We start from the raw sequence: 25930 nt of genomic DNA, 5'->3' as shown, positions 1-25930 counted from the left end.
CTATGAGTATCATAGCGCTACTTTACAGAAAAGTAAAATATATATATAATAAGATATTATAGGAAAAAACTATAGATTTGGGAAATGGGAACGCAAGGGGGAAGAGCGTATGACGATCGCTAAATTACAGCAGTTTCTTGCAGTTTGTCAATTTCAGAGTGTAAGCCGCGCGGCGGAGTTTTTGCATATTTCCCAGCCGTCTGTATCCGGGACTATCCGGGATCTGGAAAGCGAATTTCAGATTAATCTGTTCCGGCACGAGGGCCGGCGCCTGGTTCTGACGGCCGAGGGCAGTTTCTTACGGGAACGGGCCCAACAGCTGATCCGTCAGTTTGACGAGCTTTCCTGGCAGATGGAGGATCTGGGAAATCAGAAAAACCGTTTCCGGATTGGGATTCCGCCTATGGCCGGCACCATCTTTTTCCCGCAGCTCTATAAGGCGTTTAAAGAAAAATATCCGGAGATTACGTTGCTGATCACGGAATGTGGTTCCCTGCACGCGGAAAAGCTTCTGGAGCAGGGGGAGCTGGATCTGGCTATGGCGACCCTTCCCGCGCCGCCGTCGGCGGAATTCTCCTATCAGAAGCTGGCCCGGACAGAGCTGATGCTGTGCGTCAGCCCGTCCCATCGTCTGGCAAGGGAACAATCTGTCCATGTGGGTATGCTGGAAGATGAGCCGCTGGTACTTTTCGGGGCGGATACGGCGCCTGCCCATGCAGTGCTGTCGCTTTTTGCGGAGCAGCAGCTTCGGCCCAACGTGCTTCTTTACTCCAGCCAGCTTAGTATGATCAAGCAGTTCATCTCCGGCGGAACGGCTGCAGCATTCCTGGTAGATGCGCTGGTTTTGCAGGATCCGGACATTGTGGCGGTGCCTTTTTCGGAGCCGATTTATTTCGATACGGTATTGCTGTGGAAGCGGGATCAGTATATCTACAGCGACGTGGAACGGTTCCTGCATTTTGCCAGGGATTTTGAATTTGATGGGGCTACGGGCGGACGGAGTCAGCACGAGAAATGATGAGAATATGGTAACTTATAAGGAATCCACCCGGGTAGATTAATGCTGCTATGGGTGGATTTTTAGTGCGCTTTGCAACGCGCGTTTCGATTTTAATCTACATGGTGAACCCAAGAAGAGTTCTCGGAAATGTAATGAATCTGAAAAGACGGATACTTCAGGAGCAGCACGCCGTTTACGCCGAAGACCGCAAGCAGGATACCGGCCAGAAAGACCGGATGTGATACATTCACGCCGTACAGAATCGATGAAATATTCGCGGTCAGGATACCGGCAAAAATAAGAAAATACATAACATTTTGAATGATTGTTTTTGTTTTCATCATAAACACCTCTCTATGCTTTAAAGTATAGGATACCTATGTTAGATTTGAGGCAGATTCGGGTTAAGTCTTTGTAAAATCCGGGAAAAGATTCATCGATAAAAGCGCTAAGATTTGTGCACAGCTGTCCTTGCATTTGAGAATAATTCCATGTAACATAGAAAATAGGAGGAGCCTGAAAAAAGGCGAAAGATGAACGGGAGAAAACAAAGGTGAAAAAGAGCAAGTATGAAATTGACATGTGCAACGGCACGCTGATGGACAAGCTGATTGTGTTTGCGGTACCGCTGATGATCTCAGGCGTATTGCAGCTGATGTTCAATGCTGTGGACATCATTGTAGTGGGACGGTACAGCGGAAGCCAGTCCCTGGCGGCGGTGGGATCCACGACCGCCCTGATTAATATTTTTACCAATTTGTTTATCGGCATTTCACTGGGAGCCAATGTGCTGGCGGCCCGGTTCTATGCGGCGGGCAGAGATGAAGAGATGTCGGAAACTGTGCATACAGCGATTATGGTTGCGCTGATCAGCGGCGTGGTAATGGCGCTGGTGGGATTTGGACTTTCCCGGAAGGCCCTGGAGCTGATGGGATCGCCGGACGACGTCATTGATCTGTCCACACTGTATATGCGGATCTATTTCCTGGGAATGCCCTTCTTTATGCTGTACAATTACGGCGCGGCGATTCTGAGGGCGGTAGGCGATACCAGACGGCCCTTACTGTTCCTGATTGTGGCGGGTATCGTCAACGCCGTTTTAAATGTAATTCTGGTCGTAAAATTCCATATGGCTGTAGAGGGTGTAGCCATTGCTACGGTCGTTTCCCAGTTCATTTCCTGTGTCCTGGTGATGTGGTGTCTCTGGAAGTCGGAGAGCAGCTATCAGCTCCGGTTTTCCAAGCTGCGGATCAATGCGTCCTATCTGGGTCAGATCTTCCAGGTGGGGGTTCCGGCGGGAATTCAGAGCGTGGTCATCAACTTCTCCAATGCGCTGCTGCAGTCCTCCGTCAATTCCTTCGGCTCTACGGCCATGGCGGGATATACGGCGGCCAATAACCTGCTGGGCTTCCTCTATGCGGCGGTAAACTCTGTCACCCAGGCCTGCATGAGTTTTACCAGCCAGAATTTGGGCGTGAAAAAATTCGAACGTATGGATCGGGTGCTGATGGACTGCGGCATTATTTCTCTGGCGATTGCGGGAACCGTCGGTACCACGTTTTATCTGTTCGGACCGGAGATTCTGCAGATTTATACCAAGGAACCAGATGTAATCCAGGCGGGAATGGAAATTATTTCCATCACAACCATACCCTATTTCCTGTGCGGTATTATGGATCTAATTCCGGGAGCCCTGCGTGGAATGGGACGCTCCGGCGTGCCCATGGTTCTTTCCATTATCGGAACCGTGGGAACGCGAATTGTATGGATCTACGGGGTATTTCCGAGATACCGTTCCCTGTTTATTTTATTTATCTCTTATCCGGTATCCTGGATTATTACCATTAGCCTGCAGGTGGTCTGCTTCCTGCTGGTAAGAAAACAGATACGGGCAAGTTACGTTTCGGAAGCGGTATAAGAAAAACGGAGGACGCGGCATGTTATTGGTGAAAAATGCGGAGGTGTATGCTCCGGAATATCTGGGAAAAAAGGATGTACTGGTCTGCGGCGGGAAAATAGAGCGGATTCAGGATCAGATCGGCGAGCTTCCGGTGGAATGTGAAGTGTTGGACGGGGAAGGAAAAATCCTGACGCCGGGTTTTCTTGATCAGCATGTACACATTACGGGAGGCGGCGGAGAAGGAAGCTTTCATACGCGGACGCCGGAGCTGCAGCTTTCCGAGCTGGTGGAGTATGGGATTACCACAGTGGTGGGACTGCTGGGAACCGACGGGATTACGAGAAGCGTGGACAATCTATACGCAAAGACCAGAGCCCTCTGCGAGGAGGGCGTCAGCGCCTATATGCTGACCGGGGCTTACGGATATCCCGGTCCGACCATTACAGGCGAGCCGGATCGGGATATCGTATTTATAAAAGAGATTCTCGGGGTGAAGCTTGCCATTTCGGATCACAGGGCTCCCAACGTGACGGAGGCGGAGCTGATTCAGATTGCCAGCAAAGCCCGGGTAGCGGGAATGCTCAGCGGAAAGCCCGGTATCGTGGTGCTTCATATGGGGGACGATCCGGCGGGACTGACTCCGGTTTTTCAGGCATTGGAGACAAGCTCTGTTCCAATCCGGATCTTCCGGCCGACCCATGTGAACCGGAATGAGAGGCTGATGGAGGAGGGCTACGAGCTTCTTAGACGGGGCGGTTACGTGGATCTGACCTGCGGTATGCATATCTCTCCGGGAAAATGTGTGCTGGAAGCCAGAAAAAGAGGAATTCCCACAGAGCACATGACCATGAGCTCAGACGGACACGGAAGCTGGTCCAATTACGCGGAGGACGGTACGCTGCTGGAAATTGGCGTATCCAGTGTGGACGCCCTGTATAAGGAACTGAACTATATGGTAAAGGAGCTTGGGATGCCGCTGGAGGAAGCGCTTCCCTACCTGACCAGCCAGGTGGCGGAGAGTCTTGACCTGCTTCCGAAGAAGGGCGTTATAAGAGAAGGGGCAGACGGAGATTTCCTTCTCTTTGACCGGAAGCTGAGCCTGGATACCTATGTGGCAGGCGGCAGAATTTTCAGAAAAGACGGAAGGGTTCTGAAAAAAGGAACCTATGAAGCATAGCGCAGATTGGAAAGGGGGGTTGTATCTCCCCTTTTTAAATGCTATACTCACAAAGGAAGAATAAAACCACAATCCAGGAGGTGAATTTCATGGACAGTTGCGACAGTTCGGGACGAAGTAGAAACTGCGGTGCGAATAGAATAAGTGGCGGTATGCAGCTGTGCGTGAAGATCCCTGTGAGAATATAACGGCTGCATGCTTTTTGTGCGCTGCCTCTTAAGAATCATTCACACCGTATCAGAAAGGTATGGAGGCAGAAAATGACAAAGTATGTAGAGGAATTGATTGAAATTATCCGGGCAGGTCTGTCCCGGGAGGAGCTGGTAGATCGGCTCTTTGATTACCACGACAATGATATAGCGGATGCTCTGGAGCTTCTGACGCCGGAGGAGAGAAAACGCCTGTATTCAGCCTTGGGCGCGGAGCGTGTGGCGGAGATTTTCGCCTATCTGGACGACGGCGACGTGTATCTGAAGGAGCTGTCTTTAAAACAGCAGGCCAAGGTCATTTCCGAGATGGATTCCGACGATGCGGTAGACATTCTGGAGGAAGTGGACGACGACACAAAGTGTAAAATCCTGGGAATGCTGGACAAAGAGGCCAGCGAGGACGTCCGGCTTCTGCTGTCCTATGACGAGGATGAAATCGGAAGCTACATGACCACCAATTTTATCCTGATCCACAACGACCTGACTGTCCGGGAGGCTATGCGGGAGCTGGTGAAGCAGGCGGGGGAAAATGATAACATTTCCACGATTTACGTGGTTGACCGGGCGGAGCAGTATTACGGCGCCATTGAGCTGCAGGATCTGATCATCGCAAGGGAGCATACGGAGCTGGAGGATCTGATCAGCCGTTCTTATCCCTATGTCATGGATCATGAGAAAATCAGCGAGTGTATCGAGAAAATCAAGGACTACGCAGAGGATTCCATTCCCGTACTGCTGGAGGATCGGAGTATCGGCGGTATCATCACCACTCAGGATATCGTGGAAATCGTGGACGACGAGATGGGCGACGATTACGCAAAGCTGGCTGGTCTGACCGCGGAGGAGGACTTAAACGAAACCACCCGGGAGAGCATCCGCAAAAGACTGCCCTGGCTGGTGATTCTGCTGTTCTTAGGCATGGTAGTATCCGCTGTAGTGGGCGTCTTTGAATCCGTCGTAGCGGTGCTTCCCATCGTCATGTGCTTCCAGTCCCTGATTCTGGATATGGCCGGCAATGTGGGAACCCAGTCCCTGGCGGTAACCATCCGGGTGCTGATGGACGAAAATCTGACCACCGGACAGAAGGTGAAGCTGATATTCAAGGAAATGAAGATTGGCTTCTTCAACGGCGTGATTCTGGCAGTGATGGCCCTGCTGTTCCTGGGAGCCTACATTCATCTGCTTAAGGGCTTTCCCCTGGGCTATTCCATGATGATTTCCGCCTGCGTGGGCGTATCCCTGGTGGGAGCCATGGTGGTGTCCAGCCTGGTGGGAACCCTGACGCCGATTTTCTTCAAAAAGGTAGGCGTGGATCCGGCCGTAGCGTCCGGACCGCTGATCACGACCATCAACGACCTGGTGGCCATCGTGGTGTATTACGGGCTGGTGGCCGTGGTGCTGATTGATATCATTCATCTGGTGTAAAATCATTATTTTTAAAATCGAAAAAACAAAAGGCGGATAGGGGTTCCATATCCGCCTTAATTTTATATGATATATACAAAAATGAGCTAAAAAATTTGTAAAAATAGCTAAAAAAATAAAGAAAACAGACTTGGTAATTGACAAAATAATCAAAGCGTCATATACTTAATTCGAAGATAGAAAAAAGATAAACAAGGATTTCTATTTCTAAAATAATTATAAAATTGCATACTGCCCATTGAAAAAAAGAAAATAGAATTGTATACTTAATTCGATATTAAAAATTAGTAGGTGGTATGATAGATGGATAAGAAATCTTTAAAGGATGTAAAAAGGAATAATACAGCAAAGGTGCTGGAATACATTTTAAAACAGGGGCCTGTTTCCAGAATTGAGATAGCGGAACAAAGTGGATTTTCGCCAAGTACCGTAAGTATGGCTGTGTCGCTTCTTTTGAAAAACGGAATGGTTGAGGAAGTACGGGAAGGCGTATCTACTGGCGGAAGAAAACCGATCCTTTTGCAGATAAAGGAAGACTACGGATGTATCATTACGGTTTCTGTTTTGAGAAACGGTGTGAAGGCGGAGGTGTTTGATCTGTCCGATAAACGGATTGCGGAGCGGACGCTGATATCGCGGTACACTTCCGGCAATCGACTTTTAAAGGTGATAGGTGATTTTGTACAGGAAATTCAGAATGGGAAAACAGAACTTCCGACGCGTATCATTGGACTGGGTCTTTTGTGCCAGGATGATCTGCCGGAGTATGATTTAATGACAGAATTTTCCACATCTCTTTCTTCAGACTTGATTCGTCTTGAGACGGCTTTGGCTACCAGATGTGGAGTTCCGGTAAAGAAGGAACTTCTGAATCGTTATAATCTAAATTATTATCTGAAGACGGCTGATGCAAGCTGCACAGATTATGCTTATGTGAATATTGGAGAACGAATCACGGCAAGCTTTGTGCTGAACCGGAAAATGATTCATAATTCGAAGGATTCTATTTTCGATATCAGTTCCGCAGTCCTGAGCGGAAACTTTGCCGGGTATGAGAATAATCCCGGAGGCTCGATGGCCATTGCCCAGGAAACGGCTCTGAAGAGTTTTTCTGCGGATAAACTTGCAGAAAAGCTTACCCAGGTAATTAAAAGCGCGCTGTTATTCTTCCCGGTCAAGGATGTATTTATCGGAGGACAGATGGAAGGACTGGAGCAGGTGGTAGAAAAGATATCGCAGAATTTTGCGTTTCAACCGGTGATTCGTAAAGCGGGAGAACCGGGAAAACAGATTTGTGACATTTTTGCACGTCAGATTTTGTGGGAAAACTGTTACGCCCTGATTGAAGTAAATTAACGTATCCTTAGGCATAATCTGTTTTCCTGTTTGATATAAAAGAACTTAAAGGCGGTACATAAAACTGCGCAGGTGTGGCCGTTTTTAAATAATAAAACAAAAAGGAGAAATGTGATATGCTTCAAGGTATACTGATTTTGCTGTTTATGCTTGTTATCATGGGTCTTATGGTTACCCGTAAGATGCCGACAGTACTGGCACTTTTTGTACTGGCTGTTGGAATCTGTCTGATAGGTGGAGTCCCGGCTGTGGCCACGGATGCGGATGGCAATGCCATAGGTTTTTTACAGGCCGTTATCCAGGCGGGTGCTCTCCGGCTTGGTGACCCGATTATGGTAGCGATTTTTGCAGGATGGCTCGGTATGGTGATGGAAAAAACACGTATCAGTGAAACAATGATTAAAAAGGGAGCTGAACTTGGCGGCGATAAGACCCTGATTGTAACCCTGGTACTGTTTATCATCGCATCCATTTTGTTCTCTGTAGTAAATGGACTGGGAACCGTAATCATGGTTGGTACGATTGTGATTCCGATTTTAGTTTCAGTAGGTGTGGATAAGTTTACCGCCTCTGCTGTAATGCTCTTTTCCTATTGTGTAGGAAATAACGTGAATTTATCAAATGTAAACGCAATTGGTGCAATTTTGGGAACCAGCTTCGATGACACATTTTTAATTCAGGCAATTTGCGCGGCAGGTGCTTTTGTCTCTGGCATCATATTCTTTGTAGTTCGTTGTAAAAAGGTGGGAAGAAAATTTGCTTTTTCTGCTCCGGTAGGAGAGGCTGAGGATGATGTCTATCAGATAAAAGGAATCATGGGTGGTCTGGCGATGATTACGCCATTGATTCCGCTGATTTTGGTTATCGGCTTTAAGTTTCCGCTGATTATTTCTTTTATGATTGCGATTGTATGGGCCTGTATCTTCACCAGCCTGAAGGCCGGATGGAGCCGGACCATGAATATGCTGACCAAGACCCTGTTTGATGGATTTTCCGCGACAGCGCCGTCGGCGATGCTGATGATTGGTATCGGAATGCTGCTTCTGGCTATCAATCAGCCTTCTGTAAAGACATCTCTGGAGCCGATTATGCGTGTGGTTACACCGAACGGTCTGGTTTCCTTCCTGCTATTCTTCATTGTACTGGCTCCGTTGTGCCTGTACCGTGGACCGCTGAACCTGTGGGGCCTGGGAGCTGGAATTGCGGCTCTGATGGTGGGCATGAATATCCTTCCGGTCAATGCGGTAATGGGAGGCTTTGCATCCGTATCCGTTATGCAGCTGCTGTGCTGTCCGACCAATACTCATAATGTATGGGTAACAAGCTATACAGGCGAAGAGATAACATCTGTTACCAAACGTCTCCTGCCCTGGATCTGGCCGGTTGTTATCGTCGGTGTCGTAGTGAGCGCAGTGATGTGGCTGTAAAAAATTTCACAGAGTAAAAAATGTTGCGGCCTGTAGTATTATAGGTCGCAACACTTTTAAACAGAAAAAGAGGTAGGAACATGAAAGTTAGAATTGGAATTGACGTAGGCGGTACCTTTACGGATGCAGCACTGATCAATAATGATACGTTTGAACTGGTCAGCACAGCCAAGGTACCTACGACCCATAAGGATAAAGCAGGCGTAGCAGCCGGTATCGTGCAGGTACTGCGTGAGATCATGGAGAAAAATCAGGTAAAGCCGGAAGATGTAGTATTTATTTCCCATGGAACGACACAGGCGACCAATGCCCTGCTGGAAGGCGACGTAGTAAAAGTAGGTATTGTAACCATCGGAAAAGGAATTGAGGGCGCCAAGTCCAAGAGCGATACGGTCATGGGCGACATTCCCCTGACGGCTACCAAGAGCCTTCATTCAGAAAATGAGTATGTGGAGAGTGAAACTGAAGCATTTTGCCAGAATGCAGCTGAGGCAGTGATACGGCTTCAGGAAAAAGGCTGTGAGGCAATCGTGGCGGCTGAGGCGTTCAGTGTAGACCATCCGGAGAACGAGACGAAGGTTTCGGAGATCTGCCAGGAAAAGGGAATTACAGCGACAGCCACCAACGAGATATCCAAGCTTTATGGCCTGAAGGTAAGAACACGTACCGCGGTTGTCAACGCCAGCATTATGCCAAAGATGCTGGATGCAGCCAATATGACAGAATCCAGTATTAAAAAAGCCGGAATTCAGACGCCGCTTATGGTAATGCGTTGTGACGGTGGTGTAATGACAGTAGATGAGGTGCGCAGGAGACCGATTTTGACGATTCTGTCCGGTCCTGCAGCAGGAGTGGCCGGCGCGCTGATGTATGAGAAGCTGACCAACGGTATCTTCCTAGAGGTAGGAGGAACCAGTACGGATATCTCCTGTGTGAAAGATGGAAAGGTCATGGTCAAATACGCCGAGGTAGGCGGTCACAAGACCTATCTGACTTCTCTGGATGTGCGCACAGTGGGCATCGGCGGCGGAAGTATGATTCAGATTGAAAATGGAAAAATTTCAGATGTAGGACCCAGAAGCGTACATATTGCAGGTCTGGATTATGAGGTCTATTCTGACAGCGCAGATATTGTTGATCCGGTTCTCTGTGCGATAAAGCCCACGGATACAGACCCGGATTACGCGTATGTGCAGTGCTCTAACGGAAAAAAATTTGCCCTGTCTCTGGCAGGCGCGGCCAATCTCGCCGGTTATGTAAAGGACGAGGATTATGCAAAAGGAAACGTGGAGGCAGCGAGAAAGGCATGGAAGCCGCTGGCTGACAACATGGGAATGTCTGTGGAGGAAGCGGCGAAGGAAGCGCTTCGGTTGTCTGCCGTGAAGAATGGAAAGGTTGTAAAAGCACTGATTGAAGATTACAATATGGATCCGAGAACCATTGTGCTGGTAGGCGGAGGCGGAGGAGCGGCTGCGGTGGTACCTCATTTGGCAGAAACCCTGTCCATGAAACACCGGAATGCGAAAAATGCGTCGGTTATCTCGACCATCGGTGTAGCGCTGGCTATGATTCGCGATACGGTAGAGCGTACCATTGCCAATCCAACTCAGGAGGACATTCTGGCTGTGCGGCGTGAGGCGGAAGAACGAGCCATTCATTCCGGTGCGTCACCGGAGACCGTAGAGGTATCGGTGGAGGTTGATGCGACGAAAAACATGGTAAGAGCTATTGCTATCGGTACGACAGAGCTTCGTTCCAAGGATATGACGAATCGAAAACTGACAGAGGAGGAGATTCGCAAAAAAGTAGCAGAGCACTTGAATACAGACATAAAGAATGTCTATACGGCGGCAGGCAACGGAATGATGTATGCAATGCAATATAAGATGGAGAGTAAAAAACTCTTTGGCCTGATTAAATCAGTGAGCAAGCCTACAGCGATTGCGGATGAAGAAGGTGTTATTCGTCTTCAGAAAAAGAATGGAAAAGTGTACGTGACAGATGGAAAAAACTGGGAGAACGCATTACTTCGGGCAGTAGACAATATGACGGAGTACAATGACGGAGGCAAAACGTTGCCCAATACCTATCTGATATTTGGAAAGCGAATCCTGGATCTGTCCGGACTTTTGGACGAAGCACAGATGAAGTCTCTGGCAGAGGTAGAACTTGCAGCAGTCCGGGAGGATGATCAGCTGATGATTCTGACCTCAGCACGAACAGACTAAAGGAGAACTATATGAAGCAATATCCTTTTCCCGATAAAGAGAGCAGTATGCAGATTTTGCTGACAGATTATATGATTCATAAGATACCAAAAGATAAGATAAGGGATGTTTTTGAAATGGCCTGGGCAGTTGGGAAAGCTCAGGCAGAGCAGTTCCTGGAGCAGTACCGGGAGAATGAGCTTCCTGCTATGCTGGACATTCTGAAAAAGGATCAGGTAAAAATTACTTGTGAAGATGTCGATAATGTGCTGGGAAAATACCGGTATTTCTGTGAATATTTGTCCGGGAAAAATCAGCTGACCATATATAAGAAATCAGTGAAACTCTGGAGTGAGCACAACGAAATGTCTTATGAGAATGGGCTGAACCTGATTCTTTATCATGAGTATTTTCATTATCTGGAGCAGAATCAGATTGGTATGCTATCGGCAAGATATCAGGTCCCTATTCTGAAAATTGGGCCAATCTGCGTTGGGAAAACGGGGGTTCCGGCACTGAGCGAGATAGGAGCAAATGCATTTGCATGGGTATGTTGGGAAAAGGGGTTGAAAGAGAAGGAGGAAAATCATGCAGTATACGAAGCAGATTGACAGAATTATAGAGACAGATGTGCTGGTGATCGGAGGCGGTTCTGCCGGATTTGGAGCAGCGGTGGCTGCTGCACGGAACGGAGCGAAAACTTTGTTAATTGAGCGGGAGCAGATGCTGGGCGGAATGGCGACCGGAGGTCTGGTGGGTCCATTTATGACCTGCTATAACGACGAGCCGACAGAGCAGATTGTGAAAGGAATTTTTGATGAACTCTGTACCCGTACAGAGGAGCGCGGAGGCGCTATTCATCCTTCCAGAGTAGAAGGTATGAGCACCTACAGTTCGTACTATATAAAAAGTCATTGTCATGTGACGCCATTTTCTTCAGAAATATTGGAAGTGGTAATGGAGGAAATGGTACGTGAGGCCGGTGCAGAAATCCTGTATGATGTACAGGTATGTGATGTGCTGACTGATGGAGGGAAGATTACAGGCGTAGTGGCAGCCATGAAAGAGGGAATGGCAGTATTTTGTGCAAAGACCTATATCGACTGTACCGGAGATGCAGACGTGGTTTACTTTGCAGGCGGTGATTTCGTAAAGGGCGATGAGAAGGATGGAGTAATGCAGCCGGTTACCCTGTTCTTTGAAGTAGGCAATATCGATCGGGAGAAGTTTGTGGGCGCTTTGGAGGAGAAAAAAGCGAAGGGCGAGCTGGGAATTCCGGGCGAAAACTGCTGGTCCTGGTATATTAAAGAAGCGCGCGCCAACGGCGACTGGGATATCGACCGCCACGAGGTGGGAAATTATGAGGAACCCATTAAAGGCCGCTGGAAAATCAATACTACCCGTATGGCTTACGTAGACGCAACCAGGACAGAGGAAATCAGCAAGGCTGTCATGGAAGGCCGCCGTCAGGTATTTGAAGTACTTCATTTTCTGCAGAAGTATGTTCCAGGGTGTGAGAATATTGAGCTAATTGAGATGGCCTCTCGTCTGGGTGTACGGGAAACAAGACATATCAAGGGACGGTATAAGCTGACTACAGAGGATATCCTGGATAGAAAGCATTTTGAGGATGCCATCTGTACCTTTGCTTATGCTATAGATATTCATAATTCAGAGGGCGGCGGGGCAACTTTCCACCAGGTGAATGATTACTATACGATTCCATTCCGCTGCCTGGTTCCGGAAAAGATAGAGAACCTTCTAGTAGCCGGAAGATGCATCAGCGGAACCTCTGGCGCGGCAGCCAGTTACCGTGTGATTCCCTGCTGCATTGCTACAGGACAGGCAGCGGGAACTGCGGCAGCGTTGGCGCTGGGAGAAGGCTGTGAAGCCGGGGATGTACCGACGGAGAAGCTGAGAGAGACGTTGACTAGACAGGGAGCAGTGATTAAGGATTGAAAAACTGGTACAGTATCTGGGGATACCGAAGTCTGGATTTCGGGGCATTCCCGCTTTATGTGGAAAATGAGACAGAGTATGTGGAGATCTGTGCGTTTCCGCCATGCGAAGCATTTAAGATAAGATTCCAGAATACCTTCGGAACAGAAACACTTCATATAGAAGAGGCATGGCTTGTGGTCAGAGATGGGGAAAAATGTCCTGTCACTGTGAACGGACAGCGTCGGATAGCAGTAGCACCTGGAAAAAGGATCTGGTCAGATGAAGTGATCCAGAAGGCAGAAGCAGGGCAAAAGATACAGATTAAGCTTCGATGGTCCGGAAAGAATGTGGTGAAGAGTGCCTGTACCTTTCTGGCAAATTCCATGACGGGTGTATGGTATTCGAAAAATGAAGGTGGATTGACCGGAAGTTTTTTTGAAAAAGAACCATTACATCAATGTGTGACAGGTCTGGATCAAATCGCTGTGCGGACGGAAGAACCTGTCTTTACAGTAGTAGCTTTTGGGGATTCCATTACCCATATGTCCCGGTGGACAGCTCCATTTGCAGAGCGATTGCTGGAGACGTATCAGGGCAGGGTAACGTTACTGAATATGGGGATCTGTGGAAACCGGCTTTTGCATGATGCTTCCGTGGGTTCCGGACATGGAGGCTGGTTCGGAGAGCGTGGAATTGTCCGTTTTGAGCGGGACGTATTTGCAAATGGATTTGTACCGGACGCAGTGATTTTGTTAGAGGGTATCAATGATATCCTACATCCGGCAATAGGGGAAGCTCCCCCGGAGGAGGCGGTCAGTGCGGAAGAGATAGTGGCAGGCCTGGAAAGCTGCGCGGATACGGCACACTATCATCAGACAAAGATTTATGCGGCGACCCTGCTTCCGTTCAAAGGCTGTAAGGATCACTGGCGTCCCTGGCATGAAGAAAAACGTAACTGTGTGAATGATTTGCTTCGTCGGTCAACGGTATTTGATGAAATTTTTGATTTTGACAGTTGGGCGAAGGATCCCGCAGACGAGAGCAGGTTGAACCCCAAGGGTGGCTCAGAGGATAAACTGCATCCGGGTATCGAAGGCGGGAAAACATTGGCAGAGCAGATCGATCTTTCCCTGCTTTGCGGAAAATAAAAAGGAGAAAACCAGAATGAGAAGTGCAGTATTTTACGGAAAACATGATTTGAGAATTGAAGATCATGAGATGCCAAAGGTGGGACCGAAGGATGTATTGATTCAAGTAAAGGCCTGTGGTGTGTGCGGAACAGATGTACATATTTATGAAGGGGACAAAGGAGCAGCAGAGGTAACGCCCCCGACGATTCTGGGGCATGAATTTTCCGGCGTGATAACCGAAGTAGGAAGTGAAGTGCAGCATTATCAGGTGGGAGACCGGGTATGCATCGATCCGAACTGCTACTGTGGGGCATGTGATCCCTGCAGAAAGGGAGTAGCTCATTACTGCGAGCATATGATTGGCTATGGAACAACTGTAAACGGCGGTTTCGCAGAATATTGCGCGGTAGATGAGCGTCAGGTTTACAAGCTGGGAGAGCATACAACATTTGAGCAGGGAGCCATGACGGAACCGGTAGCCTGCTGTCTGCATGGCATGGATATGTGTGAGATTCAGCCGGGACATCAGATAGTCATCATCGGAGGAGGCATGATCGGTCTGTTACAGCTTCAATTGGCAAGGCTGGCAGGAGCCGCGAAAATAGCGCTTCTGGAACCAGTGGAGAGTAAACGTGAAGTAGCGGAAAAGCTGGGTGCTGACGTGTGCATCGATCCGATTCATGAAGATGTAAAAGCACGCCTGAAGGAGGCGGGCATGACCTGGATTAATACAGTTATTGAGTGTGTGGGACGTCCGTCTACCATTGAACAGGCCATCGATATTGCTGGAAATAAAGCAGTTGTTATGATGTTCGGTTTGACTAAACCAGATGAGACGATTTCTGTGAAGCCATTTGAAATCTTTCGGAAGGAACTGGAACTAAAGGCTTCTTATATTAATCCTTATACACAGAAAAGAGCGCTGGATCTAATAGATTCCGGTCGGCTGGATGTAAGCAGTATGGTGTATGAGGTATGCGGTCTGGACAGGCTGGCAGATATCTTAGGAAAACCGGAGCTTCGCGCAAAAGGAAAATATATTATTTCTCCGGAAAAATAAGGTAACAGGATACAAACAGAAAGAGGACATTATCAGAGAAAATGTATGATAATGTCCTCTTTCTATTGACACAGGAAATCCCCGGGTGTACGATACAAATATCAGTGATATATCACTGATATTCCAAAAAACAACAGGCAGACTTAAGATACAGGAGGCTCATTATGGCGAAACGGCAGTCTATGACAGAAAAAGTCCTCGAAGCCCTGCGGGAGGATATCATCAACTGGGTTTATGAGGAAAATGATATGATTACCGAGGCGGAGATTTCGGAAAAGTTCGGCGTCAGCAAAACTCCGTCCCGGGAGGCGCTGAATTATCTCTGTATGGAGGGATTCCTGGACAAGATTCCCAACAAGGGGTATCTGGTCAGAGGGCTTTCGGTGGCGGAGCTGCAGAGCCTGTTTCAGTTCCGGGGAATCCTGGAAAAGGCCTCTGCAGAGCTGGCGATCCAGTACGCGGGGAAAGAGGAGCTGGCACACCTGGAGGCGGAGGTACATAAGCAGATAGCGGCCATGAAGGAGGGCACCTACCGGCAGTACAGCGACATGAATATGCAGTTTCATATGTCGGTCGCCTATCTGTCCCGGAATCCCTATCTGATTTCCACCCTGGAGGGAACCCTGAACAAGCTGCGCCGGGTGCTGGTGCGGGACTGGAAAAGCGCGGACGCGGTGGGGGCGATGGAAGCGCATCTGGAGCTGGTGGAGGCCCTGAAGGAACGGGACGTGGAAAAAGCGAGAGCCTTTGTGGATAAAGAACTGAGCGGTGTGGAATACCGACTGTATTTTCATGACCGGGCGGCAGCGCCCTGGCAGGGGTAAGGAGGAACAAAGAGAATGAAAAAGGTATTATTGCTGGCGACAGGCGGAACCATTGCCTGTACCCATTCAGAGGAGGGGCTGACCCCGGGAATGTCCGGAGACGGAATTCTGGACTGGATGCCGGAGCTGCGGGAAGGCTTCGCGATCGAAAGCCGGGATATCCTGAATCTGGACAGCTCCAATATTCAGCCGGAGGAATGGCAGTTTATGGCAGAGCAGGTGGCGGAGGCGTTGCCGGATTATGACGGCATCATCATCACCCATGGCACAGATACCATGGCGTATACGGCTTCCGCACTCAGCTATATGCTGCAGAACCTGACGAAGCCGGTGGTGCTGACCGGAGCGCAGATTCCCATCGACCAGATGTTTACCGATGCCAAGCGGAACCTGCAGACGGCCTTCGCGGCGGTGGACGCAGGTCTGAGCGGGGTAATGGTGGCCTTTGACGATAAGATTATGGGCGGCTGCCGCGCGGTAAAGGTGCGGACCATGGGCTTTGACGCCTTTGAAAGCATTTCCGCGCCCTATATCGGAAAAATCTATGCGGACGGCGTACATCTGGAGCACAGCCGGGCAGGAGAAAAGGCGGCGGCTCCCTTTGAGCTGAAAAATGAGCTCTGTACGGACGTATTTCTGATGAAGCTGATTCCGGGAACCAAGCCGGAGATTTTTGACAGCCTGCTGGAGCTGGGGTACCGGGGCGTTGTCATCGAGGCCTTTGGTGCGGGCGGTACCCATTTTGAACGGCGGAACCTTCTTCCCAAGCTGAAGAAACTGACGGATCATGGGGTCAGCATTGCGGTGTGCAGCCAGTGTCTCTATGAGAAGAGCGATCTGTCCCTCTATGAGGTGGGCCGCAAGCTTCTGGACTGCGGCGTCATTCCGGGCCGCGATATGACTACGGAAGCCATTGTGACGAAAATGATGTGGGCGCTGGGACAGACAGAAGACCCGGCGGAGGTAAAGGAAATCTTTGCGCGGAATTACTGCGGGGAAGTGTCATAAGGTTAGACAGAAAAATTGCTGAAATATCCGGCAATGTTGTCGAAATATAGTAAATATGTACAAAAAGTATCAGAATAGTAGAGAACACTTGCCCTTCCTACGATTTCGTGGTAGGATAGCCACATAGGCAATTTTAGAAAATGATAGAGGCGCGGGGCTTCAGGAGTATCGGTTGACATAAGGTCGGAACCAGTCAGCCGGGAAAGGGAAGACCGCCGAAGGGATTCATCCGTTCCGAAGGATGGGTTTCTGGGCTGTCGCAGAATATGCGTCAGACTGTCACAGGACTGTGGAGAGCTATCATAGGTCGAAGGGGAAGTTCAGACCGTGAGTACAGTCGGGAAGTATGTGCTCACGGTCTTTTTTTCGACTGTTTTCGAGGGAAGGAGATTTTAAAAATGGATTATGTACCTGTTATGTATGCTACCTTCTGGGCGCTGGTGCCGCCTGTAGTAGCGATTGTTCTGGCTCTGATTACCAAGGAGGTGTATTCCTCACTGTTCCTGGGTATCCTGGTGGGAGGCCTGTTCTACTCGGGCTTCAGCTTTGAGGGAACGGTGCTTCACATCTTCGAGGATGGAATCGTAGGCGTTCTGTCCGACAGCTACAATGTGGGAATTCTGGTGTTCTTGGTTATCCTGGGAGCCATTGTGTCACTGATGAACCGGGCCGGAGGCTCGGCGGCCTTCGGACGGTGGGCCGGCGAGCATATCAAGACCCGCACCGGCGCTCAGCTTGCTACGGTAGCCCTTGGCGTTCTGATTTTCATCGACGATTATTTTAACTGCCTGACCGTGGGAAGCGTCATGCGTCCCGTGACGGATAAGCACAACATTTCCCGGGCGAAGCTGGCGTATCTCATCGACGCCACAGCGGCGCCTATCTGTATCATTGCCCCGATTTCTTCCTGGGCGGCCGCAGTAACCGGCTTTGTAGAGGGAGAGGACGGACTGGCCCTGTTTGTCAGCGCGATTCCCTATAATTTCTACGCGATTCTGACTATCGTTATGATGATTACGATAGCAATTCTGAACATTGATTTCGGTTCTATGAAGGTCCATGAGGACAACGCAAAGAAGGGCGACCTGTTTACTACGCCGGATAGACCTTACGGCAACGCAGAAGGCCTGGATAACGTGGGAAATGGTTCCGTAAAGGATTTGCTGATTCCGATTCTTTCCCTGATCATCTGCTGTGTTATCGGCATGATTTACACCGGCGGCTTCTTTGACGGCGCGGACTTCGTGACCGCCTTCTCCAACAGCGACGCGTCCATCGGTCTGGCCATCGGAAGTGCTTTCGCCCTGGTCATCACGATTCTGCTGTATGTGAGCCGTAAGATCCTGGGCTTCAAGGAGTGCATGAACTGCATTCCCGAGGGCTTCAAGGCCATGGTTCCGGCCATCATGATTCTGACCTTCGCCTGGACCCTGAAGGCCATGACAGACAGCCTGGGCGCCGCGGAGTTCGTGGCTAATCTGATTAAGAGCAGTTCTCAGGGTATGGTTGCTCTGCTTCCGGCTATTATTTTCTTGGTTGGATGCTTCCTGGCTTTTGCCACCGGAACCTCCTGGGGAACCTTTGGTATCCTGATTCCGATTGTGGTAGACGCGTTCCAGACCACCCATCCGGCGTTGATGACCGTGGCCATCTCTGCCTGCATGGCGGGCGCTGTCTGCGGCGACCACTGCTCCCCGATTTCCGATACGACCATTATGGCGTCCGCGGGAGCCCAGTGTAATCATGTGAACCACGTATCGACCCAGTTACCCTACGCGGTGAGTGTGGCGATGATTTCCTTTATCACCTACATCGTGGCCGGATTTACCCAGTCTGCGGTGATTTCCCTGCCGGTGGGTATCGTGCTGCTGCTGGGATATCTGTTCCTTATGAAAAAACGTGGAAAATAATCGCGGAAAACAGTTGATTATTTTAAAAAGCCTGTTATACTACAGGTGTAGGTTGTGAAAATTAAATAGGAAGCAGCTGGTGCCGTTTCAAAAAACGGAGAATAGGGAAGCAGGTGAGAATCCTGCGCGATCTCGTCACTGTAAGCAGGAGTGGATTGCCATTACGTCACTGAGTCATCGGGAAGACGGCAAGACGCGATAGTACTGTAAGCCAGGAGACCTGCCAGACTGTGGTGCGGGGAATAAATTTTATTCCGGATCACGAAGATTGATTGTACCGAATGAAGAAATAGAAATCAGGAACAACTGAGATCCGACGATCCATTCGATCGTCGGATTTTTTTATCCCCGATTTTCCTGTTTAATTCAGAAATCCAAAATTACCTTCGGGGAGGAAAAGAAAGATGAAAAAGAAACTTGTAACACTCTTATGCGTAACCACTCTGACAGCATCCATGCTGGCAGGCTGCGGCAGCAAGGCTGAGACGCCGGCTGCAGACACTACTACTACGGAAGAGACCACAGAAGCTGCAGAGGAGACTGCAGACGACGCGGACGCAGATCAGGAGGCAGCTGACAACGTAGCAGCCCTGATTGATAAGATCTATGTTCAGGAGAGAACAGAGACCACAGACGCTGACTGTAAGGCAGCCAAGGAAGCATGGGACGCTCTGACAGACGCTCAGAAGGAGCTGGTAGAGGGCGAGAACGCTGATCCGGATTACTTCGGACGCGACACCGGAGACGCTTCCAAGGATGATCCGAGAAACCAGGACGAGATCGGCGAGAACGAGCTGCTGGTAGTAAGTTTTGGTACTTCCTTCAATGACAGCCGTGTAGCTGATATCAAGGGTATCGAGGACGCTCTGGCAGAGGCAAATCCGGACTGGTCCGTAAGACGTGCCTTTACCGCACAGATCATCATCAATCATATCCAGGCCCGCGACGGCGAGGCAATTGACAACATGGATCAGGCTCTGGATCGCGCAGTTGCCAACGGCGTAAAGAACCTGGTAGTACAGCCGACCCATCTGATGCACGGCGCTGAGTACGACGAGCTGATGGAGGCGGTAGACGCATACAAAGATAAATTTGAGTCTGTAAAGGTAGCTGAGCCGCTTCTGGGCGAGGTTGGAGCAGACGCTTCCGCAATCAACGCAGACAAGAAGGCTGTTGCCGAGGCTATTACTGCTGAGGCTGTAAAGACGGCTGGTTTTGATACTCTGGATGCAGCAAAGGAAGATGGCGTGGCATTCGTATTTATGGGTCATGGTACCTCCCATAACGCAAAGGTGTCCTACAGCCAGATGCAGGCACAGATGAAGGATCTGGGATATGAGAACGTATTTATCGGAACCGTAGAGGGCGAGCCGGAAGAGACTGCATGCGAGAATGTGATTAACGCAGTTGCAGAGGCTGGTTACACCAAGGTTGTACTTCGTCCGCTGATGGTAGTTGCCGGCGACCATGCAAACAACGACATGGCAGGCGACGATGACGATTCCTGGAAGAGTATGTTCAACGCATCCGGCAAGTTCGAGAGCGTAGACTGCCAGATCGCAGGTCTGGGCGAGATCGAGGCAATCCAGAATCTCTATGTTGCTCATACCGCAGAGGCTATGAAATAAGTAAGGATAAAGGACAAGAAAAGAAATGAAGAAGAAAATCATCGCGTTAATGGGAATGGCAGTTATAAGCTGCGCACTGCTGATGGGATGCGGCAGCAAGGCTGAGACGCCGGCTGCAGAGACTACCACAGAGGCGGAAAGCTCCGATGAGGAAACTGCAAAGACAGAAGAAACGGCGGAGCCGGAAAAGGCTGATTCAGAAGAAGCTGCAGCTGTGACACTGGAGGACGGCGTTTACACCGCAGATTTCAATACAGACAGCAGTATGTTCCATGTAAATGAATTTTACGAGGGAAAGGGAACGCTGACCGTAAAGGACGGACAGATGACCATTCATGTGGTTATGCCTTCCAAGAACATTGTGAATCTGTATGAAGGTCTGGCAGAGGATGCCCAGAAGGACGGCGCAGAGCTTCTGCAGCCGACCGTAGAGACCGTAGATTTCGGCGATGGTACAGAACCGGAGGAGGCCAATGCCTTCGACGTACCGGTTCCCGCACTGGACGAGGAATTTGACCTGGCGCTGATCGGAACCAAGGGCGTATGGTATGACCATAAGGTCAGCGTATCCAATCCGGAGCTTCTTCAGGACTAGGTTTTAGAAAAAGCGAACAATAACATGCAGGGGCTGTTGTAGAATGTGCAGAACGTTTTGCGGCAGCCCCCTTGTTCCATAGAAAGAGGATGAGCAGGATGACACTTGGAGAATTACAGCTTGAGGACGGCAGCTACACCGTAGAGGTAAGCCTGGAGGGCGGAAGCGGAAGGGCAACCATAGAAAGCCCTACGGAACTGTCCGTAGAGGACGGACAGGCGATGGCAGAGATTACCTGGAGCAGCAATCATTATGATTATATGGTGGTGGACGGAGAAAAATATCTTCCGGTAAGCAGAGAGGAACACTCTGTTTTTGAAATTCCGGTGGAGGTATTTGACGAGGAGATCCCCGTAATCGGCGATACCACAGCCATGAGTACGCCCCACGAGGTGGAGTATACCCTGACCTTTGCGTCGGATTCTATTCAGACCGGCAAAGGAAGCGGTAACGGAAATCAGAGCGCAGGTATGGCTGCGGCGGGAATCATTCTTGTGGCGGTAGCGGCAGGGATTGCGGCAACCGTGATTCAGAAAAAGAGGAATACAAAGGCATGAAAAAGAAATGGACGGCGCTGCTGCTGTGTCTGGCCTTGTGCCTGACAGCGGCCTGCGGATCAGCGGGTGGCGGCGGAGCAGAGAAAAAGCGCGACACAGAAATCAGTAAAGAGCTGACCTGGACGGACAGCATGAAGCTGGAGTACGCGCAGAAATTTACCGTAGACAATTACGAGGGCGGTTATGAGCTGGTGACGATTGCGGATGACGGACGCTTTCTGGTGGTTCCGGAAGGAAAAGAAGCGCCGGAGGATCTGGATTCGGATATCACGGTTCTGAGACAGCCCATTCAGAATATATATCTGGTAGCCACGGCAGCCATGGATATGTTCGTATCCCTGGACGCCCTGGACAGCGTCCGCTTTAGCGGAACGAAGGCGGAGGGCTGGTATATCGAGGAAGCGAAGAACGCCATGGAAAATGGCAGCATTCTCTACGCAGGCAAATATTCCGCGCCGGATTATGAGCAGATCCTGGCAGAACACTGCGGGCTGGCCATTGAGAATACCATGATTTCCCATACGCCGGAGGTAAAGGAGCAGCTTGAGAAATTCGGGATCCCGGTTCTGGTGGATCATTCCAGCTACGAGCCGGAGCCGCTGGGCCGGACCGAGTGGGTGAAGCTTTACGGACTTCTGACCGGGCATGAGGAAGAAGCGGAGGCGGCCTTTGCCAGAGAAGCCGACGCTTTTAAAGCAATCAGCGGTGAGAAAGCTACCGGCAAGACCGTGGCCTTTTTCTATATTACCAGTACCGGCGAGGCAAATGTGCGGAAATCAGCGGATTATCTGCCGAAGATGATTGAGCTGGCAGGGGGAAGCTATATCTTCCAGAATCTGGGAAGCGAAGAGGACGCGACCTCGACGATGTCCATGCAGATGGAGGAATTCTACGCAGGAGCAAAGGACGCGGATTATATCATTTACAACAGTACCATCGAAGGAGAGCTGTCCTCCATGGAGGATCTGCTGGCGAAGAGCCCGCTGCTTCAGAAATTCCGGGCAGTGCAGGAGGATCATGTGTACTGTACGACGAAGAATCTGTACCAGTCTACCATGGAGCTGGGAACGATTATCTCCGATATCCACCGGATGCTGACGGGGGACGATGGGGATCTGACATACCTGTATAAGCTAAACTGAGCATGAGAGAAGAGACAGGAGGAAGAAGATAGACATGAACCGGGTGACAGGCGGCAGCAATGCCGGAAACAGAGGACGATACGGGGCGGCCTTTTTCATATTGGCCTTGCTGGTGCTGGTATTTCTGGTCTTAAGCATCTGTATCGGAACCGTAACGATTCCCCTTCAGGAGATTCCACGGATTCTGGGAAAAAACGGAAGCAGTGATACCTATACGGATATCGTTATGGGAATCCGTTTCCCCAGGGCGGCTGCGGCAGGTATTCTGGGCGGCGGACTGGCCCTGTCAGGGTATCTGTTGCAGACCTTCTTCCACAACCCCATCGCAGGCCCCTTTACCCTGGGTATCTCCTCCGGTGCCAAGCTGGTGGTGGCCCTGGTGATGGTGGCGTCCCTGGGAAATGCCCTGCGTGTAAGCTCCTGGGTGATGATTGGTGCGGCCTTTGTGGGCTCCATGATCTGTATGGGCTTTGTGATTCTCATGTCCCGGGTACTGGATCAGATGTCCATGCTGATCGTCAGCGGTGTCATGATCGGCTATATCTGTTCGGCAGTGACGGACTTTGTGGTTACCTTTGCGGACGACGCAGATATCGTCAATCTCCACAACTGGTCCAAGGGAAGCTTTTCCGGTATGACCTGGGATAACGTGCTGATTATGGCTATCGTAGTGTGTATCACGGCCATCTGTGTATTTCTGATGTCCAAGCCCATCAGCGCTTACCAGATGGGCGAGGCCTATGCGAAAAATATGGGCCTGAATGTGCAGCTTTTCCGGATTCTGCTGGTGCTTTTATCCAGCGTCCTGTCTGCCTGTGTGACGGCCTTTGCGGGTCCTGTTTCCTTTGTGGGAATCGCGGTGCCCCATCTGGTGAAAAATCTGTTCGGAACGGCGAAGCCGATCCTGATGATCCCGGCCTGCTTCTTGGGCGGAGCAGCCTTCTGTCTGTTCTGCGACCTGCTGGCCCGGACCATGTTTGCCCCCACCGAGCTGTCCATCAGTACGGTGACGGCAGTATTCGGCGCGCCGGTGGTGATCTATATTATGATTCACAGAAAGAAAGAGAAGGGGGAATAGTCATGGATACGTATTATTTTCATACGGAAGGACTGACGGTGGGCTACCATGGCGTTCCTCTGATCCGGAATATTGAAATCAGTCTGAAAAAGGGCGAGATTCTGACGCTGATCGGCCCCAACGGAGCGGGAAAAACCACCATTCTGAAAAGCATTATCCGGCAGCTGGTACCCTTGGGTGGCGTGGCGGTGCTGGACGGGAAGAAGATGGAGGAATTAAGCGGAAAGGAACTGTCCCGGAAGCTTTCCGTCGTATTGACAGAGCGGGTACGCCCGGAGATGATGACCTGCCGGGATGTGGTGGCCACAGGCCGCTATCCCTACACGGGAAAATTCGGCGTACTGTCCGGGGAGGACTGGGACGTGGTGGAGGAGGCCATGGAGCTGGTGCACATTCACGAACTGGCGGACCGGGATTTCACAAAGACCAGCGACGGACAGAAGCAGCGGGTCATGCTGGCCCGGGCCCTCTGTCAGCAGCCGGATATCATCGTGCTGGACGAGCCTACCTCCTTTCTGGATATTCGTTACAAGCTGGAATTTCTTTCCATTATCCAGGATATGTCCCGAAACAGAAATCTGTCGGTTATCATGTCCCTGCATGAGCTTGATCTGGCGGGCCGTATCTCGGATAAGATTGCCTGCGTCCGGGGAGATAAGGTGGATCGGTTCGGCACGCCGGAGGAGATCTTCACAGAAGGCTATATTCCGAAGCTGTATGGCATGACGGTGGGAACCTACGACGAGCTGACCGGAGATCTGGAGCTTCCGGCGGCGTCCGGGGAGCCGAAGGTCTTTGTGCTGGCCGGAAACGGCACCGGGACGGCGGTATTCCGGAGACTGCAGCGGGAGCAGCTTCCCTTTGCGGCCGGAATTCTCTGGGAAAATGATCTGGACTACCCCTCCGCAAAGGCTCTGGCGGCATCGATCGTCAGTATTCCGGCCTTTCAGGCCATCAGCCCGGAGGCACTGGCAGAGGCAAAGCGTCTGGTGGATAACTGCGAGCGTGTAATCTGTACGGTGGATCTGCCGGAAGGCGGGGACGCCGGCGTGGCAGCAGGTCTTCTGGAGCTGCGAAATTACGCAAAAATACAGGGAAAGCTGGAATAACTTCGCGGAACCTGTCGAACGGAACTGATTTACAATTCCATTACACTATGCTATTCTTTTGGTATCAGATGAATCTTTTGTATCACCGGGGTATTTCTTCCCCATTGATCCCATGATTTTTTTGAAAGGCCCATACGAAATAAGAGCAATCGTATGGGCCAGCGTTTACGTCAGATAAGGAGGTTGAAGGTTCGGACCAATACAGCTAAATTTAAGGAGGATATGGCGTGACATATCAGGAGTTTTGCGACAGGTTTCTTACACAGCTTTCTAAAAAGCAGGAGTGGGGAATGAAACCCGGGGAGATACGGTTTTACCGGGAGGGTCTTTCCGAAGGGGACGAGGGCTATGAAGAAGCCTTTGTCCGGGAGACCAATCTGCGCTATTACCGGACGGAATCCGGGGTGCTGCTTGGAGACTATGTGACTGTGACACAGAACCAGGAGGAACGTCTGGCACAGATTTCCCGCTTTTCCCTGGAGGAGCTCTATGAACGGCAGGAGGAGAAGGGCTGGGACAGCGTCTGGCAATATGTGAAGGATAGTCTTGACACAGCCCGGGAAATGGCAGAAACAGGAGTACTGGAGCAGATGCGGAATTATGAGGCTGTGCGGGACAGACTTCAGATTCGCCCGCTTTACTTCCGGGACTGCAGACAGGAGCTGCGCCAATACGTCTATGAACGGTATGGAGATGTGGCGCTGGTGCTGTATCTGACCGTGTATGAGGGAGAAAAGGGGCTGGGTACCATCAAGGTTCCCCGGGTTACGGCAGACAGCTGGAAGCTGCCCCGGAAGCAAATCTGGGAGGACGCCATGAGAAATACCTATGCCGCCGCGCCCCCGAGACTGTATGTGGATCCGGTGGACAGTATCCATGCGCCCTGTGAAAAGGGAATGTTTATGGATGAGGACAGCGAAATTCAGAAGCTGAGTCCGGAGTGCGCGCCGCTTGTGACCACCACCCGGAGGCTGAACGGAGCCATTGCCATGTTTTATCCTGGGGTGAAGGAGCGACTGGCAAAGCTGTCCGGCGGCAGCTTTTACGTGGCGTTTACCAGTGTCAATGAGGCCTGTATCCACCCGGCGGGAAGTGCTCTTCCTATCCGGATTCTGCGGAGCCTGAAACATTTGAACCGTACCTGCGGGGAGGAGAACCGGTTGTCCCAGAAGGTATTTTTCTATAACGAAGAGGACGGAAGTTTCCGGACGGTAGAATTTTAGCGGAAACCGGAAAGGGATTTGGCA

22 protein-coding genes and 2 riboswitches are annotated in these 25930 nt (G+C 50.5%); of the genes, 21 read left to right on the top strand and 1 reads right to left on the bottom strand.

Annotated features, from left to right (window positions below; genetic code table 11):
• The first annotated feature begins 109 nt into the window (after window positions 1-109).
• The gene (locus tag ACTNCH_RS02835) at window positions 110-1018 is read left to right on the top strand and encodes a LysR family transcriptional regulator (protein ID WP_441014944.1); all 909 of its coding nucleotides are present in this window, start codon (window positions 110-112) and stop codon (window positions 1016-1018) included.
• A gap of 92 nt (window positions 1019-1110) precedes the next feature.
• Here the strand turns inward: ACTNCH_RS02835 and ACTNCH_RS02830 are convergent, their stop codons facing one another.
• Window positions 1111-1344: a hypothetical protein gene (locus tag ACTNCH_RS02830; protein ID WP_441014946.1), complete on the bottom strand. Its 234-nt coding sequence runs from the start codon at window positions 1342-1344 to the stop codon at window positions 1111-1113.
• A gap of 236 nt (window positions 1345-1580) precedes the next feature.
• On the opposite strand from ACTNCH_RS02830, the gene ACTNCH_RS02825 reads away from it, so the two are divergent.
• The 20 genes from ACTNCH_RS02825 (at window position 1581) to ACTNCH_RS02730 (ending at window position 25906) form a co-directional block, all read left to right on the top strand.
• The gene (locus tag ACTNCH_RS02825) at window positions 1581-2918 is read left to right on the top strand and encodes an MATE family efflux transporter (RefSeq protein WP_441016120.1); all 1338 of its coding nucleotides are present in this window, start codon (window positions 1581-1583) and stop codon (window positions 2916-2918) included.
• 19 nt (window positions 2919-2937) lie between these two features.
• Window positions 2938-4077 (top strand): beta-aspartyl-peptidase, encoded by a 1140-nt coding sequence (gene iadA / locus ACTNCH_RS02820; RefSeq protein ID WP_441014948.1) that lies wholly within the window; start codon window positions 2938-2940, stop codon window positions 4075-4077.
• Window positions 4078-4337: 260 nt separating this feature from the next.
• Window positions 4338-5711 carry a magnesium transporter gene (gene mgtE, locus ACTNCH_RS02815; protein ID WP_441014950.1) on the top strand — a complete coding sequence of 458 codons (1374 nt, stop codon included), beginning with the start codon at window positions 4338-4340 and terminating at the stop codon, window positions 5709-5711.
• Between the two features lie 303 nt (window positions 5712-6014).
• Window positions 6015-7067: a winged helix-turn-helix transcriptional regulator gene (locus ACTNCH_RS02810; protein WP_441014952.1), complete on the top strand. Its 1053-nt coding sequence runs from the start codon at window positions 6015-6017 to the stop codon at window positions 7065-7067.
• A 116-nt stretch (window positions 7068-7183) separates the two neighbouring features.
• Window positions 7184-8494 (top strand): C4-dicarboxylate ABC transporter, encoded by a 1311-nt coding sequence (locus tag ACTNCH_RS02805; protein ID WP_441014954.1) that lies wholly within the window; start codon window positions 7184-7186, stop codon window positions 8492-8494.
• Window positions 8495-8574: 80 nt separating this feature from the next.
• A complete protein-coding gene (locus ACTNCH_RS02800; RefSeq protein WP_441014956.1) occupies window positions 8575-10722 on the top strand; it encodes a hydantoinase/oxoprolinase family protein in 2148 nt (715 codons plus the stop codon).
• Window positions 10723-10733: 11 nt separating this feature from the next.
• Window positions 10734-11312: a hypothetical protein gene (locus tag ACTNCH_RS02795; protein ID WP_337539757.1), complete on the top strand. Its 579-nt coding sequence runs from the start codon at window positions 10734-10736 to the stop codon at window positions 11310-11312.
• Window positions 11290-12660, top strand: coding sequence for an FAD-dependent oxidoreductase (locus ACTNCH_RS02790; RefSeq protein WP_441014959.1), 1371 nt, complete (start codon window positions 11290-11292; stop codon window positions 12658-12660). Before ACTNCH_RS02795 ends, ACTNCH_RS02790 begins: the two co-directional genes overlap by 23 nt.
• A complete protein-coding gene (locus ACTNCH_RS02785; protein WP_441014961.1) occupies window positions 12657-13790 on the top strand; it encodes a GDSL-type esterase/lipase family protein in 1134 nt (377 codons plus the stop codon). Before ACTNCH_RS02790 ends, ACTNCH_RS02785 begins: the two co-directional genes overlap by 4 nt.
• Before the next feature lie 16 nt (window positions 13791-13806).
• Entirely contained in the window at window positions 13807-14832 is a 1026-nt protein-coding gene (locus ACTNCH_RS02780; RefSeq protein WP_441014963.1) for a zinc-dependent alcohol dehydrogenase family protein, read from the top strand.
• A gap of 164 nt (window positions 14833-14996) precedes the next feature.
• Window positions 14997-15656, top strand: a complete 660-nt coding sequence (locus ACTNCH_RS02775; RefSeq protein ID WP_441014965.1) for a GntR family transcriptional regulator — start codon at window positions 14997-14999, stop codon at window positions 15654-15656.
• Window positions 15657-15671: 15 nt separating this feature from the next.
• Window positions 15672-16664, top strand: a complete 993-nt coding sequence (locus ACTNCH_RS02770; RefSeq protein WP_441014967.1) for an asparaginase — start codon at window positions 15672-15674, stop codon at window positions 16662-16664.
• A gap of 136 nt (window positions 16665-16800) precedes the next feature.
• Window positions 16801-16972, top strand: a riboswitch (Lysine riboswitch).
• Window positions 16973-17062: 90 nt separating this feature from the next.
• Window positions 17063-18574, top strand: coding sequence for a Na+/H+ antiporter NhaC family protein (locus ACTNCH_RS02765; protein WP_441014969.1), 1512 nt, complete (start codon window positions 17063-17065; stop codon window positions 18572-18574).
• Between the two features lie 60 nt (window positions 18575-18634).
• Window positions 18635-18816: riboswitch (cobalamin riboswitch) on the top strand.
• Window positions 18817-18978: 162 nt separating this feature from the next.
• A complete protein-coding gene (locus tag ACTNCH_RS02760) occupies window positions 18979-20202 on the top strand; it encodes a sirohydrochlorin cobaltochelatase (RefSeq protein WP_441014971.1) in 1224 nt (407 codons plus the stop codon).
• Between the two features lie 25 nt (window positions 20203-20227).
• A complete protein-coding gene (locus tag ACTNCH_RS02755; RefSeq protein WP_441014973.1) occupies window positions 20228-20797 on the top strand; it encodes a hypothetical protein in 570 nt (189 codons plus the stop codon).
• A gap of 98 nt (window positions 20798-20895) precedes the next feature.
• The gene (locus tag ACTNCH_RS02750) at window positions 20896-21354 is read left to right on the top strand and encodes a hypothetical protein (protein WP_441014975.1); all 459 of its coding nucleotides are present in this window, start codon (window positions 20896-20898) and stop codon (window positions 21352-21354) included.
• Window positions 21351-22496 carry an ABC transporter substrate-binding protein gene (locus ACTNCH_RS02745; protein WP_441014977.1) on the top strand — a complete coding sequence of 382 codons (1146 nt, stop codon included), beginning with the start codon at window positions 21351-21353 and terminating at the stop codon, window positions 22494-22496. Before ACTNCH_RS02750 ends, ACTNCH_RS02745 begins: the two co-directional genes overlap by 4 nt.
• A gap of 34 nt (window positions 22497-22530) precedes the next feature.
• A complete protein-coding gene (locus ACTNCH_RS02740) occupies window positions 22531-23574 on the top strand; it encodes a FecCD family ABC transporter permease (protein ID WP_441014979.1) in 1044 nt (347 codons plus the stop codon).
• A 2-nt stretch (window positions 23575-23576) separates the two neighbouring features.
• Window positions 23577-24683 (top strand): ABC transporter ATP-binding protein, encoded by a 1107-nt coding sequence (locus tag ACTNCH_RS02735; RefSeq protein ID WP_441014981.1) that lies wholly within the window; start codon window positions 23577-23579, stop codon window positions 24681-24683.
• Window positions 24684-24910: 227 nt separating this feature from the next.
• Complete coding sequence (locus ACTNCH_RS02730) at window positions 24911-25906, top strand: DUF5688 family protein (protein WP_441014983.1); 996 nt, start codon at window positions 24911-24913, stop codon at window positions 25904-25906.
• Window positions 25907-25930 lie beyond the last annotated feature (24 nt).

The organism is Candidatus Merdisoma sp. HCP28S3_D10, assembly GCF_052065835.1.
In the GTDB taxonomy this organism is placed as follows: Bacteria; Bacillota; Clostridia; order Lachnospirales; family Lachnospiraceae; genus Laedolimicola.
Note: the sequence above shows the minus strand (reverse complement) of the source record. Positions and strands in the feature narration are given on the sequence as shown.

Coding starts and splice junctions, on each gene's coding strand:
- ACTNCH_RS02760 (WP_441014971.1), top strand. CDS start 18,979: ATGAAAAAGAAACTTGTAACACTCTTATGCGTAACCACTCTGACAGCA.
- ACTNCH_RS02790 (WP_441014959.1), top strand. CDS start 11,290: ATGCAGTATACGAAGCAGATTGACAGAATTATAGAGACAGATGTGCTG.
- mgtE (WP_441014950.1), top strand. CDS start 4,338: ATGACAAAGTATGTAGAGGAATTGATTGAAATTATCCGGGCAGGTCTG.
- ACTNCH_RS02830 (WP_441014946.1), bottom strand. CDS start 1,344: ATGATGAAAACAAAAACAATCATTCAAAATGTTATGTATTTTCTTATT.
- ACTNCH_RS02780 (WP_441014963.1), top strand. CDS start 13,807: ATGAGAAGTGCAGTATTTTACGGAAAACATGATTTGAGAATTGAAGAT.
- ACTNCH_RS02770 (WP_441014967.1), top strand. CDS start 15,672: ATGAAAAAGGTATTATTGCTGGCGACAGGCGGAACCATTGCCTGTACC.
- ACTNCH_RS02825 (WP_441016120.1), top strand. CDS start 1,581: ATGTGCAACGGCACGCTGATGGACAAGCTGATTGTGTTTGCGGTACCG.
- ACTNCH_RS02835 (WP_441014944.1), top strand. CDS start 110: ATGACGATCGCTAAATTACAGCAGTTTCTTGCAGTTTGTCAATTTCAG.
- ACTNCH_RS02740 (WP_441014979.1), top strand. CDS start 22,531: ATGAACCGGGTGACAGGCGGCAGCAATGCCGGAAACAGAGGACGATAC.
- ACTNCH_RS02775 (WP_441014965.1), top strand. CDS start 14,997: ATGGCGAAACGGCAGTCTATGACAGAAAAAGTCCTCGAAGCCCTGCGG.
- ACTNCH_RS02765 (WP_441014969.1), top strand. CDS start 17,063: ATGGATTATGTACCTGTTATGTATGCTACCTTCTGGGCGCTGGTGCCG.
- ACTNCH_RS02810 (WP_441014952.1), top strand. CDS start 6,015: ATGGATAAGAAATCTTTAAAGGATGTAAAAAGGAATAATACAGCAAAG.
- ACTNCH_RS02805 (WP_441014954.1), top strand. CDS start 7,184: ATGCTTCAAGGTATACTGATTTTGCTGTTTATGCTTGTTATCATGGGT.
- ACTNCH_RS02800 (WP_441014956.1), top strand. CDS start 8,575: ATGAAAGTTAGAATTGGAATTGACGTAGGCGGTACCTTTACGGATGCA.
- ACTNCH_RS02735 (WP_441014981.1), top strand. CDS start 23,577: ATGGATACGTATTATTTTCATACGGAAGGACTGACGGTGGGCTACCAT.
- ACTNCH_RS02745 (WP_441014977.1), top strand. CDS start 21,351: ATGAAAAAGAAATGGACGGCGCTGCTGCTGTGTCTGGCCTTGTGCCTG.
- iadA (WP_441014948.1), top strand. CDS start 2,938: ATGTTATTGGTGAAAAATGCGGAGGTGTATGCTCCGGAATATCTGGGA.
- ACTNCH_RS02795 (WP_337539757.1), top strand. CDS start 10,734: ATGAAGCAATATCCTTTTCCCGATAAAGAGAGCAGTATGCAGATTTTG.
- ACTNCH_RS02755 (WP_441014973.1), top strand. CDS start 20,228: ATGAAGAAGAAAATCATCGCGTTAATGGGAATGGCAGTTATAAGCTGC.
- ACTNCH_RS02750 (WP_441014975.1), top strand. CDS start 20,896: ATGACACTTGGAGAATTACAGCTTGAGGACGGCAGCTACACCGTAGAG.